A 14,928-nucleotide genomic window follows, 5' to 3' on the forward strand; every position below is an offset into this window, starting at 1 on the left:
CCGTAAAACTCCTAACTTGCAAAGAAGCTAAGTAAGGGGGCACGGGCATTAAAACTCTGATAAATCTCACTTTAAGATTCCTTCAAAGAGGAGGATTAGCGTGAAAAATAGCCAAAGTAATGAAACCGCTTACCAAATTAGCGATCAGATAAGGAAAAAACACCGTATTCTCATTTCTACCGCTGCAATCATTATTCTCTTTTATATATTGTTTCCTATTGTTTTAACCGGTTTTATGTCAGAGCAAAATATTTATTTTCTCCCGTTGGCATGGGGGTATGTCCTCTTATTATTTCTAATGACTTGGGGAATTGGGGTCTGGCATTTCTTTTTCACGAAATCATTTAATCGAAAGCTTGATGAAAGAGGCGAACAAGCCAAAGCCGGAGGTGACCAATGAATTTTACCTATTTTATCTTTTTCGTTGTTATCGTAATAGGTACGCTGGTCATTACCCATTGGGCAGCAGAGCGGAGTAGAACAGTGCATCAATTTTATGTGGCAGCAGGTAGCCTGTCCGGTATGCAAAATGGGATGGCGATAGCTGGTGATTTCATTAGTGCGGCTTCATTTCTTGGAATTACTGGATTAATCGCACTTTATGGTTATGATGGGTTCTTGTATGCCACAGGTTTTCTTATTTCTTATGTGATATTGTTGCTATTAATTGTGGAACCGATCCATCGGCTTGGCACCTATTCTGTAGCAGACGTGGTTGCTGCTCGATTTCCAGGGAACCGGATGCGTGCTGCCGTGGCCATTAGTGGTATTTGTATTTCGGTTTTATATATGATCCCACAGCTCGTAGCTTCTGGTTTACTGATTCGTCTTTTACTAGGGGTAGATTTTCGAGTAGCAGTGAGCATTATCGGGGTGTTAATGACGGTGTATGTTGCCTTTGGGGGAATGCTGGCAACATCTTGGGTTCAGATTATCAAAACTGTACTGCTGATGTGTGGAACATTATTAGTTGTTTTTATTTTGTTGTCCTGGCTGAATTGGGATTTTTTTGGTCTAATAGCAGATGCGGTAGAGCAAAGTCCACATGGGGAGTCATTTTTTTATCCTGGAAATCTGTTTACTAACTCCATAGACAAAATTTCACTTACTTTAACCTTAATGCTTGGTACTTCAGGACTTCCACATATACTAATTCGGTTTTTAACGGTGAATAATGCTAAGGAGGCAAGAGTATCTGCTATGTCTGCCTCATGGATTATTGGCTTGTTTTACATTATGACACTTATTTTGGGTGTCGGGACCATTGCACTTGTAGGAAGTGAAACATTGATACAGGCAGACTCCAGTGGGAATCTAGCGGCATTATTGTTAGCAGAAGCGGTCGGCGGTGATTTTCTAATTGCCTTTGTGATGGCTGTTGCCTTTGCCACTATCATTGCTGTAGTAACCGGGTTGATTTTTGCCGCAACTTCTTCTTTTGCGCACGATATCTACTACCATCTTTGGAAGAAAAAAAGAGTTGAAGAGAAAAAACAGCTACAGGTTGCTAGAATGGTTGCTGTTGTGATCGGCATATTGTCGATCCTCTTATCGATCGGAATGGAAGAGAGTAATGTTGCTTTTCTTGTATCGATTACTTTTGCGATTGCAGCTTCCACACTATTCCCTTTGCTGATTCTTACGTTTTACTGGAGGCGATTTAACAGAATCGGTGGCTATACTACACTATTATCTGGTTTTCTTATATCCATCATTCTAGTGGTGTTAGGTCCAGAGGGGATTGGCATCTTACCACTCTCTAATCCTGGTATTCTATCAATCCCTGCCGGCTTTGCTGGTGGTGTGATCGGTGCGATGTCAGGAAAGAAAGACGAGAAAAGCTATGAAGATCTTTTCTTAAAACTGTACAGCGACAAACAGGAGGCTGTTTCGCATGATTGACCTCACCATCGTTTTATTTGAAAGGATCGGTTTGCTTTTGCTAGCGGCATTTATGTTAACCCAAATACCGGGGTTCCGTTCGTTATTAGACAGAGATTTTGCCATTGATACCGTGATTTATCTAGCGATTGTATTTGGATTTATTGGGATATTGGGGACGCACACCGGTGTGTTAATCGAAATGGATACATTGGCACTTGAATCGAGAATAAACGATGTGACATCTAATGAGGTCTTGATCGGTTTCAGTACGGTAGTGGTCATGATTGCTGGCCTGCTTGGTGGGCCATATGTTGGTCTTTGTACAGGAATTATTACGGGGATTTATCTTGCCTTTATTGGTGGAGATGCTTGGATTGCAAATAGTTTGATTAACCCATTGGCAGGTTTAATTACGGGGTGGACAGGTCAGTTTTTTTCGGATGAGCGAGTCATTGCACCGGGCAAGGCATTATTTATTGGGATGTTCCCACCGGTCTTGCATATGGGCTTGCTGTTGATTTTTATTTCCGATCAAGAAAAAGGTGTTGAGCTTGTCAATACAATTGGCATCCCTCTTGTCATTACTAATGCTGTTGCGCTTGCTATTTTTACGATGGTAATCCGAGCTGCACTTAATGAAACGGAAAGAGAAGCAGCGATTGAAACAAATCGGGCTTTATCGATTGCTGAGAAAGCTTTGCCGATACTTCAGGATGCTTCCTTAATCTCTAATGCAAACAAAATGGCGAAACTTCTCTATGATGAGTTGGATGTAGCTGCAATTGCGATTACAGATAAAGAGAAGGTGCTCAGCCATGTCGGTCTGGGGGATGACCATCATCGATTAGGAGAGCCACTTAAAATGCGGCTATCACACAAAGCACTTGATACTGGAGATATACAGGTTGCTTATGACAGGGAGGGGATCCAATGTCGATCTGAAACCTGTCCACTGAAAACCGCGATAATGGTACCGATTTACCGTTCTGGCGAGATAATTGGTCTGATTAATTTATATTTTCGCCATTCCCAACAAATTCGGGCTGTAGAAATCGAACTTGCTAAAGGTCTAGGCACCATTATCTCTAATCAAATCAGTGGTTTTGAAGCGGAGAGGATGAAAGAACTTCTGAAGGAAGCGGAAATACGAAATCTTCAGGCACAGATAAATCCACATTTTCTATTTAACACCTTTAATTTGCTTCATTCTTTGATGCGAGTCAATCAGGAAAAAGCACGTCATATCCTCATACAGCTAAGTCACTATATGCGTGCGAACCTGTCCATCGCCAGCAAAACGCTAATTCCTTTGAAAGATGAACTCGCGCATGTGAATGCCTATGTGGAAATTGTAACTGCACGTTTCATGGATCAGCTCATCATTAACATTCATATTGATCGAGATCTTGAAGATGTATTGATACCGCCAGCAACATTGCAACCCCTTATTGAAAATTGTATTCAACACGGGCTAAAGAATAATCAAATCAAAGGTGAAATTGATTTAACTATTAAAAAGAAAGAAGAATGGGTTCATATTGAAGTTCGCGATAATGGGAAAGGTTTTTCAGATGATATGCTTGCATTACTCGGAACAGAACCTATTGATCAACAGAATGGTAATGGTACAGCCTTATATAATATTAATGAACGGTTGAAAGGAATTATGGGAGAGAGGAGTCGGCTACACTTTCGCAACAATCCGGAACAAGGAAGTTCCGTTTCATTTAAAATACTTGTTGATACAAGGAGTGGCATAAATGAAAATGTACGTGATGATCGCAGAGGATGAGCGTCTTGGACGGGAAGAACTGTCTTATCTGCTTGAGCAGGAAGAAGATGTGAGCTTATGTCCAAGTGCGGAGAATGGCGAGCAATTAATTCAGTTGTATCATGAATATAAGCCTGCTGTCCTGTTTCTAGATATACATATGCCAGGCCTCACAGGTTTGGAAGTGGCAGAGACATTGCGTAATGAAGAGGGGGATGAGCCAGTAATTGTATTTACTACGGCTTACGACACCTATGCTGTTCAAGCATTTGACCTTCAAGCGACAGATTACCTATTAAAACCTTTTGACAAAGCTCGTTTTGACACCGCTATGAAACGAGTAAGGGAAGAACTGCAAAAAAAGCAGCAAAAAAAGCGAAAAATTGATAAATTGATTATTTCTACTGAAAATAAAATGGTGGTTGTGGATCCATTTCAAATCGGTTATGCAGTCCGTGAAGGAAGACAGTTGCTGTTACACACATTAACAAATGAAGTTATCGAAACTAAAATGAATTTAAAAGAGCTAGAAGAGAAGCTGGCTGCCTTTCCTTTTTACCGACCGCATAGAAGTTATCTCGTTAATCTTGATGCGATCGAGGAAATTACACCATGGTTTAACGGAGCCTATAACATTGTAATTAAGGATAAAAATAAATCGCAAGTTCCAATGAGCAGAACGATAGCTAAAGAATTTTTTGATGTGCTACAAGGATTAAATTAACCATTCATACAATCAATTCAACATTTTAAACAGATAGAACGGCATTTCAAGAAAATCTCGAAATTGAATCAATTATATCTAATATACTAAATACAAATGTTAGAGTATTTAGTATTTTTTCTGCTTTCAAAGAGGATGGGCTTTGAAAGCAGAAAGTAACACTTCTGATTTTGGAGGCTTACGGATGGTTATTGCCGTGGCAAATTTATAGTAGGCAGGAGTTAATTCACGGCAATTTGTAAGCGTTTACTAAATACTCTAAGATTAATAAAAGTAGGAAGGGATGGGAATAGTCAATGAATCAAACACTCAATGAAAAACAGAGATGGTATTGGAAGAAAAATATCCAACTAATCATAGGTTTGCTTATTGTTTGGTTTTTAGTTGGTCTTGGTGCTGGTGTTCTGTTTGCTGAACCTCTCTCCAATGTCCAATTTTTAAATGTATCGTTATCGTTCTGGTTTGCACACCAAGGTTCGATATTGGTATTTATCATTCTGATACTTACGTATGCCATTCGGATGGATAAACTCGATAAGCAATATAAAGAAATGATAAAGGATGGGAATTAGACTTAGGTAAGCAGGTATAAGGAGGGTTTTCATGAGTGTTGAAGTTATTACGATTATTCTGGTACTTATTACATTCGCTGTTTACACAGGAATTGGTTGGTGGTCAAGGGTTCGAGATACGTCCAATTTTTATGTCGCAGGACAGGGAGTTCCAACTGTAGCCAATGGGGCTGCCATTGCTGCGGATTGGATGTCTGCAGCCTCTTTCATTTCGATGGCAGGACTGGTTGCATTTTTAGGCTATGACGGAACCATTTACTTAATGGGATGGACTGGTGGTTACGTCCTGTTAGCATTACTACTTGCTCCATATTTACGTAAATTCGGGAAGTTTACAGTTCCTGACTTTATTGGTGATCGTTTTTATTCAAGTGGTGCTCGTGCGGTAGCAGCAGTTGCAACCATTTTTATCTCGCTTACGTATATTTCCGGTCAAATGCGTGGGGTTGGAATTGTTTTCAGTCGTTATCTTCAGGTTGATATTGTTGTCGGAGTTTTAATTGGCATGGCTATTGTTGGCTTCTTTGCATTACTTGGTGGAATGAAAGGGGTTACTTGGACACAAGCGATTCAATATTTTGTCATTATTATCGCTTTTTTAATACCGGCGTTTGCCATTTCGTTTCAGTTAACAGGTAATCCCATTCCGCAACTCGCCATAACAAGCAGTGATATTGTTGATCGCTTGGGGCAAATCCAAGTAGATCTTGGTATGACGGAGTATATGGCGCCATTTACAGATCTTTCTATGATTAATGTCTTTATGGTTACGCTAGCTTTAATGGCAGGGACGGCTGGACTTCCTCACGTAATCGTCCGTTTCTATACGGTTAAAAGTGTTCGTGCAGCTCGTTGGTCAGCGGTTTGGGCAATCATTTTTATTGGCCTGCTTTATTTAACTGCACCTGCAGTTGGTGCATTTGCTAAATACAATCTCATCGATACGATCGCAGATAAGCCAATCGAAGAAGTTCAGAGTATTGAGTGGGTAAGTAAGTGGGAAACAACTGGTCTTTTACAATTAGATGATGTCAATGGTGATGGAGTCGTGAATTTTACTGGTGGTGAAGACAATGAGGTCTCCATTGATGGAGATATTATCGTGTTATCCACTCCAGAAGTGGCAAATCTGGCTCCTTTTATTATTGCATTAGTTGCAGCAGGTGGTTTAGCAGCAGCATTGTCAACGGCATCAGGTTTATTAATTACGATGACAAGTGCTGTATCACATGATATCTATTATCGGATCTTTAATAAAAGTGCTTCAGAATCACAACGATTGCGAGTTGGCCGGATTACCTTACTCATTGCACTGGCTATTGCAGCATATGTCGGTATAAACCCTCCAGGATTTGCCGGAGAGGTTGTAGCACTTGCCTTTGGTTTAGGTGCAGCAAGTTTGTTCCCGGTTATATTGTTAGGTATTTTTGACAAGCGAATGAATAAAGAAGGTGCAGTCGCAGGTATTATTGCTGGTTTGAGTTTCACATTGATTATGATCGGTGCGATACTCTCCCCATCTATTTTTGGTACAGAAGCACCGATCTTAGATAGTTTCTTTGGTATTAATGCTCAAGGTGTCGGGGTGGTCGGGATGATACTGAACTTTATCGTCAGCTTTATTGTTTCCCGGATGACTCCAGAACCGCCTAAAGACATCCAAGAATTAATCGAAAATGTCCGTGCTCCCGAGATAGATGAGTAATCAAAAGATCAAGTGGCAGAAAGGAGAGAAAAGATGAATTGGACTTTGGTTTTAGCTGTTCTTTTAATCGTCTTATATCTGTTCCATCCATGGATAAATATCAAGACGTTTCAAAAGGTGATCGGGATAACCCTGTTTCTTGAGATCTTTTATTTAACTGGTCACTATCTGATGAACTGGCCATTTCCTACCCCGATTACTTTGGTACAGCTTTTTGTTGTATCAGGTATGGGAGTTGCTTTAGGAGTATTTTTCTCCCGAATTTGGCCACTGCCGCTTGAAAAAGGCTTCGAGCGGATCTTCCGGACGTTTCTGATCGCAATCCCTTCCCTCGGTTTTGGTATGGGATTGCAGGTCATTCTTCAAGGAGCACATGCGACACAGGCTATTTATTTAATTTTTGCACTTGCTGCATGGCTTGGGTCTAGCAGATTTGTACGTGAAGAAAAGGCAGTTATTACTTCTAATAAAAGAATAGAGGGGACAACATAGCGAAAAGGGCTCTCTATAAGTTATCGTTAATGACTTATGGAGAGCCTTTATTTTATAAGGAAAGCATATAATAAGCGGAATGATAGTGTTTTTGTATCATAGGTGGTCATTTTGAGATGATATGTAGACGGAAAGCATCGCTCCGGCTGCCCGCATCCCTTTCCGCGGGAACGTCCTCAACTAACTTCGGTATCTTTATTATCGGGAAAACCTCTTATGCTACTTGGTCGTTTTCCCTGTAACTATATTTTTACCGGGAAAACTCCTCATTTTAATAGGCAGATTTCCCGGTTAATTCCGTTTTACCAGGAAATCTTACCAATACATTCAGTGGTTTTCCTGGTATTAGATACGTCAAAAGAGAAGTAAGCAACCATAATGGTGGTAATACTGTCCAGATATTTTATCTACACCAAAGTAGTTAGGTGCGTTTTGTCCAACTTATTTAATTTTTCCATTTGTGTAAACAAATCTAAAACTGGTATATTATAGGAAAATAAATGATTTTGAATTGCGTTGTTCACGCAGTCATAAGAGAGTTGGGAGAGCGTTTTATGAGCCAGCGGAAAGCTTTTATATTGATATTGATCGCTGCTGTACTATGGGGGACAACAGGTACAGCTCAAAGTTTTGCACCATCATCCGCACATCCTGTTGCTATTGGTGCGATTCGTTTAGCGATAGGTGGAATAGTTTTATTAGTATTTGTAGTTATACAAGGAAAATTTTATATCAAAAGGTGGCCCAAGCTAACGACATGTTTAGCAGCAGTATCGATGGCAGCTTATCAACCACTTTTTTTCTCCGCGGTATCTTGGACAGGGGTAGCAGTTGGTACGGTGGTAGCAATTGGGAGTGCACCAATATTAGCTGGATTACTAGAGTGGTTATTTTATCGACATATCCCTGACCGAAGATGGTGGTTGGCTACTATTTTAGCGATAGCAGGTTGTACATTGCTAGCTTCGAATCAAGAGACTGTTACCATATCGCCCTTAGGGATTCTGATGGCTGTTGGGGCGGGGTTATCCTTTGCAGCATATACCTTGTTTAGCAAAAAGTTATTGGAACAACATCGTTCAGAAACAGTTGTTGCAGTGGTGTTCACGTTGGCCGCGATTTTATTATCACCAATTTTATTCTTATATGATTTTTCTTGGTTATTGGAATCGAACGGCATTATCGTAGCATTACATTTAGGAATTTTAGCAACTGCGATTGCTTACTTATTCTTTGCCCGTGGTTTGTTAGGCACTTCGGCAGCAACAGCTGTGACACTTTCACTTGCAGAACCACTTACCGCATCTATTTTAGGAATGGTAGTTGTAAAAGAAGTAATAACTGTACAAATACTTATAGGTTTAGCCCTAATCTTTTCCGCGCTCGTTTTTTTGTCGATTCGAAAATCGTCACCATAACATTAATTAACCTCCTCTAATAGATAGGCCGTATATAGATTATATCTCATATTATGCATGATTTTTGAGCATAATAAACATATGAATACTATTATTGGAGGTTACTTATGCGTGACAAAATAATTCATCTAACATCGAGTGAGATTGCCTCACTATGGACGGGATATATGAATGACAGTATGGCGAACTGCGTGTTAGGCTTTATGTTGGAACATATTGAAGATGCAGATATAAAATCAGTTATACAGTATGCTTATGACCTTTCTTCAAGTCATCTTGAGCAATTACTCGCTTTCTTTGAGCAAGAAGATTTTGCGAAACCAAATGGTTTTACCGAACAAGATGTGAACATGAATGCACCTTGGCTTTATACAGATTTATTTTGTTTAAGCTATGTGAATCATATGGCGAACGTAGGGTTAGTATCATATAGTGGCTTTCTCTCCATGAGTTATAGGGAGGATATACGAGATTACTTTTCGCAAGCTCTCAACGAGACAATGAATCTTTTTAATCAGTCAACAGCAATTGCTCAATCTAAAGGAGTAAATGCAAGGCATCCATATATAGAAGTCCCCAAGAAAACGGATTATGTGAATAGAAAAAAATATATGAGTGGAATAAACCCTTTAAATCAAAAACGCCCATTAAATGCTATCGAGATTTCCCATTTATATATGAATATTAAGACAAACATAATAGGAACAAAGTTATGTATTTCATTTGCTCAAACCTCTCCAACAAAGGAAGTACAAGATTTTATGTTGAGAGCAAAAAAAGTCTCCCAAAAGCATGTTAAAGTTTTCACTGATACACTCTTAGAAAATGATATGGATGCACCTGAGGTTCCAGATCTCTCAATAAGTGATTCGACTACTAAAACATTCTCCGACAAGTTAATAATGTTTCATATGTCACTACTCATGTCAGCTGGAATTGGTAATTATGCTACTGCTGCAGCTGCCAGTCAACGAAGTGACTTGATGGTCGATTATGAACGTCTGTCGTTAGAAGTATCAAAGTTAGCCAAAAGTGGTGCAGATATTATGATCGAGAACAATTGGTTAGAGCAACCACCAGGAACGATAGATCGCGAGAAATTAGTAAGAAATAAAGAAGAATAATCTCAGAAAGTATAAAATCAGTGCAATGACAAGCGAAGTAGTTATTTTGAAATGGTTTATCTGTATTGGGCACGCTCCGATTAATTACTTCGCTTTGGCGTGCACAGCCTCAACTAATTTTGTAAAGTGGATTTTCGTCGCGTGAGTTCCCACAGGAGTCTTCGTTATTAGAAGATGCAACAATTCTTGTTAGAAGTAATAGGTTGACTTTTTACAATGGATAAATTGAAAAATCGCTAATGGTGATTATAAAAGCAGCTGTGTTACTTCATGCTAGCGTTGTAGAGCATGATAATAGCGCAGACCGCCCACTTTCACTCCTGTGGAAAAAGTTAGCTGAAGACGCGCCCCACGGAAAGCGACGTGGGCAAGCCGTAGCGGTTGTTACGCCCAATATCCATCTCAAAATAACTACTTTATACTATCGATATATTATTTTGGTCAATGATAAGGACAAGGTGGGCTTTCCCAGTTTTTCATGTTATGAATTATTTAACAAAAGGATGTATCTTCGGCACTTCTCTCTATTGATATCTTATGGAGTTTCGCTTTCTCATGAATACTTGCAACAGAAATCCCACAAACATCCCTGGTATTACACTTAATATTGGTAGCCATAAAGGACCTAAAGGGACCTCGAACAAAGTGAACGTTGAAGAATAGATCGTCCCCACCGTTACGAAATACGCAGAAAATACAAATGGCAAGTAAGCATAGGGCTTCTTATCACCGCCTGCATCGCGATATGCATCCCACATAGCAAAAAAATATAAACATGGGTAAAACATGAGCCATTGAAAGTTTGCTGTTGCAATAGCCATATCAATTTGGCCATAAAAACTAAAAATAATGATTTGGTTTAAATGTGACTGAACATTAATTAAAAACTCTAATCCAATTAAGATAATCCCCTTAACTATTCTTCCATTGAGCACTTGAGCGAATCCAGGTAATGCGATACTCCATAGTATAGCCTCAGATGCCTTCACATTTCTAGCACCTTTCTTTTAGTAAGCAAAGTGACGGATATGGAAAGAAAAGGTTGCTTGAAAGGGGAGTATCTTCTGTTTAGCAATATGAAAGCAGTATTATGGTTCATTTTTACACCTTCTTAAATTGATCGTTGATATTAGTATTCCAAATAATGGAATGAAATATAACTAATTATATGGAATAATATAGAAAATAATTAGAATGATCCTGGGAAAATGCTGCTGTGACAAAGTGGAGTCCGGAAGAAAAGGATTTAAGTAAATAACTAGACCTTTTTCTTCCAAGGGGGATCACCGTTTTGGTGCAGCTTTTGATTTATTTTATAGAAAATATAGGGCACGATAAAAGTTAATAAGGTGCAAACTAGTATTAATTTATCAGGCAATCTACCTATTATATTATCCCACATCTTTCTCACTCCATTCCTTTGTCTTTAGCTTTATCTGAGGATCCAATAGTTCTGACAATAGCGTTAGCTGATACATCTACTGTACTTTGTGTAAACAGTTTATCTCCATGATCCCAATCGTCCTTCATTTTTTTCCAGTCATCATAGTGTTTTTCTCTTAAAATATTACTAAAACCGAAAAAGTCAATTTCTAATTCCTGTTGGGCAATCTCCACTGTATGGGTAACAATTTGCTCGATTTTTTCTGCTATTTGCTTTTCAATTTTATCCATATATGCTTGATCTAAAAGCGACCTACTTCCAAACATTTCAGCAATAGCTCCCTCTGTATCAATGGATATCGATATTTTTACATTGTCTGGATTGTCAGCATTTATTTTGATGGAACTTTTTGCGGCATTCATTTCATATATCATAAGTTGCCCATCTATATGAAAAAGTAACATCCCATTTGAAATATTCCCTTTAATTAGTCGAAAACCTTTTAAGTCATCACCAGAAATTGTTCCAACTTGATGATCTGACTTCCCGTCAAACACGGCTACCCCTTCATACTTAACATTATCCTCTGATAGTGTTAAAAGTGGTAGCGTATAGCTGTCTTCATCTAACAAATAACGATGTAATTGCCCTATCCGAACTGGTTCGATTAATTCTAGCGATTTTACACTGTTTTCCATGATCTTGTCGATGAATCGAGAAGGGAGTGGTTCGGTTTCCGTTTGGATATTAAGTACATCTTTTGCGTCTCCTTCTGATACCATCACCTTTATTCCTCTACGCATTTCATGGTCACGAATAAAACCATCTACGACACTGGAAAATAAATTAGGTTCACGCGCAATGTCACTGGAAACGATTAAAATCTTCAAATGTTCATAGTTAGGGATCAAATTTATAAGACCTAACATTTCCCTAGAAAGTTGAAAGGAACTCTGACCAGTAGCAGATATATTTTTGAATGCCGCTTGGTCTTCTCCTCCATCTTGGGTGGGATTGGATAAGTTACCCGCTATAACAAACTGACTTGTCAGTGTTATATCATAAGTACCTTCTGTATTTTTATCAGCCATATCCAGCGCACTACCAATAACAAAACCTCGTTCATCGATTGGCAATTCATCCCAACATCCTGTAAGTAATAGTAAAGTGAAGCAAGACAGAATTGATAAAAAGCGTTTCATATTACTTCACCCTCCTTATTTTAGCGATGGTAAATAATAAAAGCGCAACAAATACCGTGTATAAAACAGAACTATAGCCAATAAACGATCCGAAGATAGAAACTTGAACTAAGTCTTGGGGATACATGCCGGTAACATATACAATCGGGCCGATTATAAATATAAGCTTTATTTTACCTGTATTTGCAAAAATAGAATGAAGTGCAAGCACAGCAATATCAAATGTCATGGCAGTTGTATTGAAAATAGCCATTATCCAAATAACGAAAAAAAGTGATTCAAACCGTTCCAAGATACCACCGGGAATCTCCAGGATTTTAGCGAGCTCAATGGTCGGATATTGCAAATTGGAGGTAACAGAGTTTCCGAAAACCAGAATACAGGTAAGATAAAGAAATATATATAAAACGACTGGTATACACATTCCGATAGCAGCCATTTTAGGAGTCTTTTTTGGTTCTTTTACAATGGTGATATAAAACCACAAAATAGTAAATCCTGCATAAGATAATACACTGTTTTTTATCCCCTCTATATGTCCACTAAAACTAGTTTCGAAAGTTGGTAATAAGAAGGCGGGGTCAAACCATTGAATATTAAAGACAATAACGATTACTGCAACGAATAATACAAATGGTAAGAACATGGTATTTAAGCGGAATAATCCAATCCTTGAACCTGCTACAGCATAAATGATCAATAACAGAAAAGTGAATGAAATGATTTCCACCGGTGTTTCTTTTAATAAATAATGTTTGGCAATGTCAGCGATTTGGCGAACCTGTAAAGAAGTTATACTAGTTGATAGGATGGAAAATAGTAAGGTTAAAACAATCGCAATAGGCCTTGTTACAATAGTTGATGCATAATTTATAAAAGTCTGATTTGGAAAGCTTGCTGAGAGTTTAGCAACAGACCAAGTGATGAGAACGGTAATCACTCCTCCTATCAATAGCGGGATCCAGCCATCAGATGCCGTGGTTACAGAGGCAATGTTCTGTGGTAGTGAAAGGATTCCTATGCCAATCACAAATGAAGGTACAGCTACCAAAATTTGCTTATCAGAAATTTTCTCATCAGCGTATTCAAACCTTTTCATTACCTAGTCTCCTTATCTACTTTCTGCTTATCTTTTGTTTCCATATATACTGGGCGTTTCGTTAATTGTGGAACGGGTTTACGAAAGATAAGGTCTTCCCAATCCTTAAAGAAGGTAGGTGCAAATGGCGTTGTATAGGGAACACCAATACTTTTAAGGTTAACAATATGAATGTTTACTATGATGTACCCGATAATAATTCCATAGAGCCCAAATGTTCCAGCTAAAAATATAAAACCAAACAGAATAATTCTAAAAGCAATTGCAAGACTGTATGCCGGTAAGGCGAACGAGGCAATGGCATTAAGGGCAACAACAATGACCATGATAGGACTAACAATTCCAGCTTGTACGGCAGCATCTCCTATGACTAGTCCACCTACAATGCCAATGGTTTGTCCAATCGTCTTTGGCAATCTTGCCCCTGCTTCTCGCAATAACTCCATGGTGACAGCCATAAGAAATGCTTCTATCAAAGGAGTGAAAGGAACTCCTTCCCTGGAAGCTGCAATGGAAAATGCTAAATTGGTTGGAATCATTCCTGGATGAAAAGACACTAATGCGATATATAATGATGGTAAGAATATAGCGATAAAAGCTCCTAAATAACGTAATACTCTCAGTAAGGTTCCAATTGTCCATCGCTCATAATAATCCTCAGGGGATTGCATGGCACTTCCTAATGTTGAGGGAGCAATTAGAACAAACGGACTGCCATCAAGCATAATGACAACCTTCCCTTGCATAAGAGCAGCGGAGGCTTTATCTGGTCTCTCGGTATTCATAATTTGTGGAAAAGGAGAAAGGTAGTTATCCTCAATCCATTGTTCGATAAAACCTGATTCAGGTGCATCATCTGTGTCAATCGATTCGATCCGTCTCTTTACTTCCTTTAAAATATCTGGATGAATGACATCATCTATATATGCTACTACTAAACTTTTCTTTGAACGTCTACCAATTTGATACGTCTTGAATCGTAAATTTGGATCGTGGATATATCGACGCATCAAAACCATATTCGTACGTAAATCTTCAACGAAACCATCTCTCGGACCACGTATTAAAGATTCTGTTACTGGTTCTTGAATATCACGTTTGTCCCAGCCTTGTGTCTTGATAATAAACACTTTATCTATACCATCTAAATAAAGTACTGTACTCCCGTTTAAAATTCCATTGGACACATCATCTAAGGTATATCCTATTTGAAGTGAGGTAGTAGAAAGAATTTCTTGGTTTAATTCATCAAAGAGTTTTTGTTTATTATCTGGTAATTGCTTTTTTTCTGTTTCTAATTGTATATTTTCTATAATGTTATTTCGTACATATAGACCATCCACTAATCCATCTATATAAACAATGGCACACTGATGATTTGAACCACGAACGGTAAATTTTCGAATTGCTAAATCAGCCGGTTCGTCTAATAATGTCTTAATATTTTGCAAATTTTCATCTATGTTTTTCACTAATTGACTAATATTCTTATCCTTTGGCTCCTTTTTTCTATTCCGATTAAAAAAAGAGTTTATGCGTATTTTAACCACCTC

General features: G+C 38.5%; 13 protein-coding genes. 9 read left to right on the forward strand and 4 right to left on the reverse strand.

Annotation, left to right across the window (positions count from 1 at the left end; genetic code table 11):
- The first annotated feature begins 100 nt into the window (after positions 1–100).
- The 9 genes from D569_RS0119535 (at position 101) to D569_RS0119575 (ending at position 9,690) form a co-directional block, all read left to right on the forward strand.
- On the forward strand, positions 101–400 hold the full coding sequence (locus D569_RS0119535) for a DUF485 domain-containing protein (protein WP_018934123.1): 300 nt from the start codon (positions 101–103) through the stop codon (positions 398–400).
- On the forward strand, positions 397–1,902 hold the full coding sequence (locus D569_RS0119540) for a solute symporter family protein (protein WP_018934124.1): 1,506 nt from the start codon (positions 397–399) through the stop codon (positions 1,900–1,902). Before D569_RS0119535 ends, D569_RS0119540 begins: the two co-directional genes overlap by 4 nt.
- Positions 1,895–3,676: a LytS/YhcK type 5TM receptor domain-containing protein gene (locus tag D569_RS0119545; RefSeq protein ID WP_018934125.1), complete on the forward strand. Its 1,782-nt coding sequence runs from the start codon at positions 1,895–1,897 to the stop codon at positions 3,674–3,676. Before D569_RS0119540 ends, D569_RS0119545 begins: the two co-directional genes overlap by 8 nt.
- Positions 3,645–4,379: a LytR/AlgR family response regulator transcription factor gene (locus D569_RS0119550; RefSeq protein WP_018934126.1), complete on the forward strand. Its 735-nt coding sequence runs from the start codon at positions 3,645–3,647 to the stop codon at positions 4,377–4,379. Before D569_RS0119545 ends, D569_RS0119550 begins: the two co-directional genes overlap by 32 nt.
- 296 nt (positions 4,380–4,675) lie before the next feature.
- Positions 4,676–4,951 carry a DUF4212 domain-containing protein gene (locus D569_RS0119555; protein WP_018934127.1) on the forward strand — a complete coding sequence of 92 codons (276 nt, stop codon included), beginning with the start codon at positions 4,676–4,678 and terminating at the stop codon, positions 4,949–4,951.
- 31 nt (positions 4,952–4,982) lie between these two features.
- Entirely contained in the window at positions 4,983–6,656 is a 1,674-nt protein-coding gene (locus D569_RS0119560; protein WP_018934128.1) for a sodium:solute symporter family protein, read from the forward strand.
- Between the two features lie 33 nt (positions 6,657–6,689).
- Entirely contained in the window at positions 6,690–7,148 is a 459-nt protein-coding gene (locus tag D569_RS23190) for a hypothetical protein (protein WP_018934129.1), read from the forward strand.
- 554 nt (positions 7,149–7,702) lie between these two features.
- Positions 7,703–8,566: a DMT family transporter gene (locus tag D569_RS0119570; RefSeq protein ID WP_018934130.1), complete on the forward strand. Its 864-nt coding sequence runs from the start codon at positions 7,703–7,705 to the stop codon at positions 8,564–8,566.
- Positions 8,567–8,673: 107 nt separating this feature from the next.
- Positions 8,674–9,690, forward strand: coding sequence for a DUF3231 family protein (locus tag D569_RS0119575; RefSeq protein WP_018934131.1), 1,017 nt, complete (start codon positions 8,674–8,676; stop codon positions 9,688–9,690).
- Between the two features lie 524 nt (positions 9,691–10,214).
- Here the strand turns inward: D569_RS0119575 and D569_RS0119580 are convergent.
- The 4 genes from D569_RS0119580 to D569_RS0119600 all read right to left on the reverse strand — a co-directional run bounded on the left by D569_RS0119580 (position 10,215) and on the right by D569_RS0119600 (position 14,847).
- On the reverse strand, positions 10,215–10,679 hold the full coding sequence (locus D569_RS0119580; protein WP_018934132.1) for a hypothetical protein: 465 nt from the start codon (positions 10,677–10,679) through the stop codon (positions 10,215–10,217).
- A gap of 418 nt (positions 10,680–11,097) precedes the next feature.
- Complete coding sequence (locus D569_RS0119590) at positions 11,098–12,276, reverse strand: Ger(x)C family spore germination protein (RefSeq protein WP_018934134.1); 1,179 nt, start codon at positions 12,274–12,276, stop codon at positions 11,098–11,100.
- A 1-nt stretch (position 12,277) separates the two neighbouring features.
- Positions 12,278–13,375, reverse strand: a complete 1,098-nt coding sequence (locus tag D569_RS0119595; RefSeq protein ID WP_018934135.1) for a GerAB/ArcD/ProY family transporter — start codon at positions 13,373–13,375, stop codon at positions 12,278–12,280.
- Entirely contained in the window at positions 13,375–14,847 is a 1,473-nt protein-coding gene (locus D569_RS0119600; RefSeq protein ID WP_018934136.1) for a spore germination protein, read from the reverse strand. Before D569_RS0119600 ends, D569_RS0119595 begins: the two co-directional genes overlap by 1 nt.
- Between the last annotated feature and the right edge of the window lie 81 nt (positions 14,848–14,928).

This window comes from Gracilibacillus lacisalsi DSM 19029 (assembly GCF_000377765.1).
Lineage (GTDB): Bacteria > Bacillota > Bacilli > Bacillales > Amphibacillaceae > Gracilibacillus > Gracilibacillus lacisalsi.

Excerpts from the sequence above, each read along its gene's own strand:
- D569_RS0119545 (WP_018934125.1), top strand. The coding sequence starts at position 1,895 with ATGATTGACCTCACCATCGTTTTATTTGAAAGGATCGGTTTGCTTTTG.
- D569_RS23190 (WP_018934129.1), top strand. The coding sequence starts at position 6,690 with ATGAATTGGACTTTGGTTTTAGCTGTTCTTTTAATCGTCTTATATCTG.
- D569_RS0119560 (WP_018934128.1), top strand. The coding sequence starts at position 4,983 with ATGAGTGTTGAAGTTATTACGATTATTCTGGTACTTATTACATTCGCT.
- D569_RS0119575 (WP_018934131.1), top strand. The coding sequence starts at position 8,674 with ATGCGTGACAAAATAATTCATCTAACATCGAGTGAGATTGCCTCACTA.
- D569_RS0119595 (WP_018934135.1), bottom strand. The coding sequence starts at position 13,375 with ATGAAAAGGTTTGAATACGCTGATGAGAAAATTTCTGATAAGCAAATT.
- D569_RS0119540 (WP_018934124.1), top strand. The coding sequence starts at position 397 with ATGAATTTTACCTATTTTATCTTTTTCGTTGTTATCGTAATAGGTACG.
- D569_RS0119550 (WP_018934126.1), top strand. The coding sequence starts at position 3,645 with ATGAAAATGTACGTGATGATCGCAGAGGATGAGCGTCTTGGACGGGAA.
- D569_RS0119570 (WP_018934130.1), top strand. The coding sequence starts at position 7,703 with ATGAGCCAGCGGAAAGCTTTTATATTGATATTGATCGCTGCTGTACTA.
- D569_RS0119555 (WP_018934127.1), top strand. The coding sequence starts at position 4,676 with ATGAATCAAACACTCAATGAAAAACAGAGATGGTATTGGAAGAAAAAT.
- D569_RS0119590 (WP_018934134.1), bottom strand. The coding sequence starts at position 12,276 with ATGAAACGCTTTTTATCAATTCTGTCTTGCTTCACTTTACTATTACTT.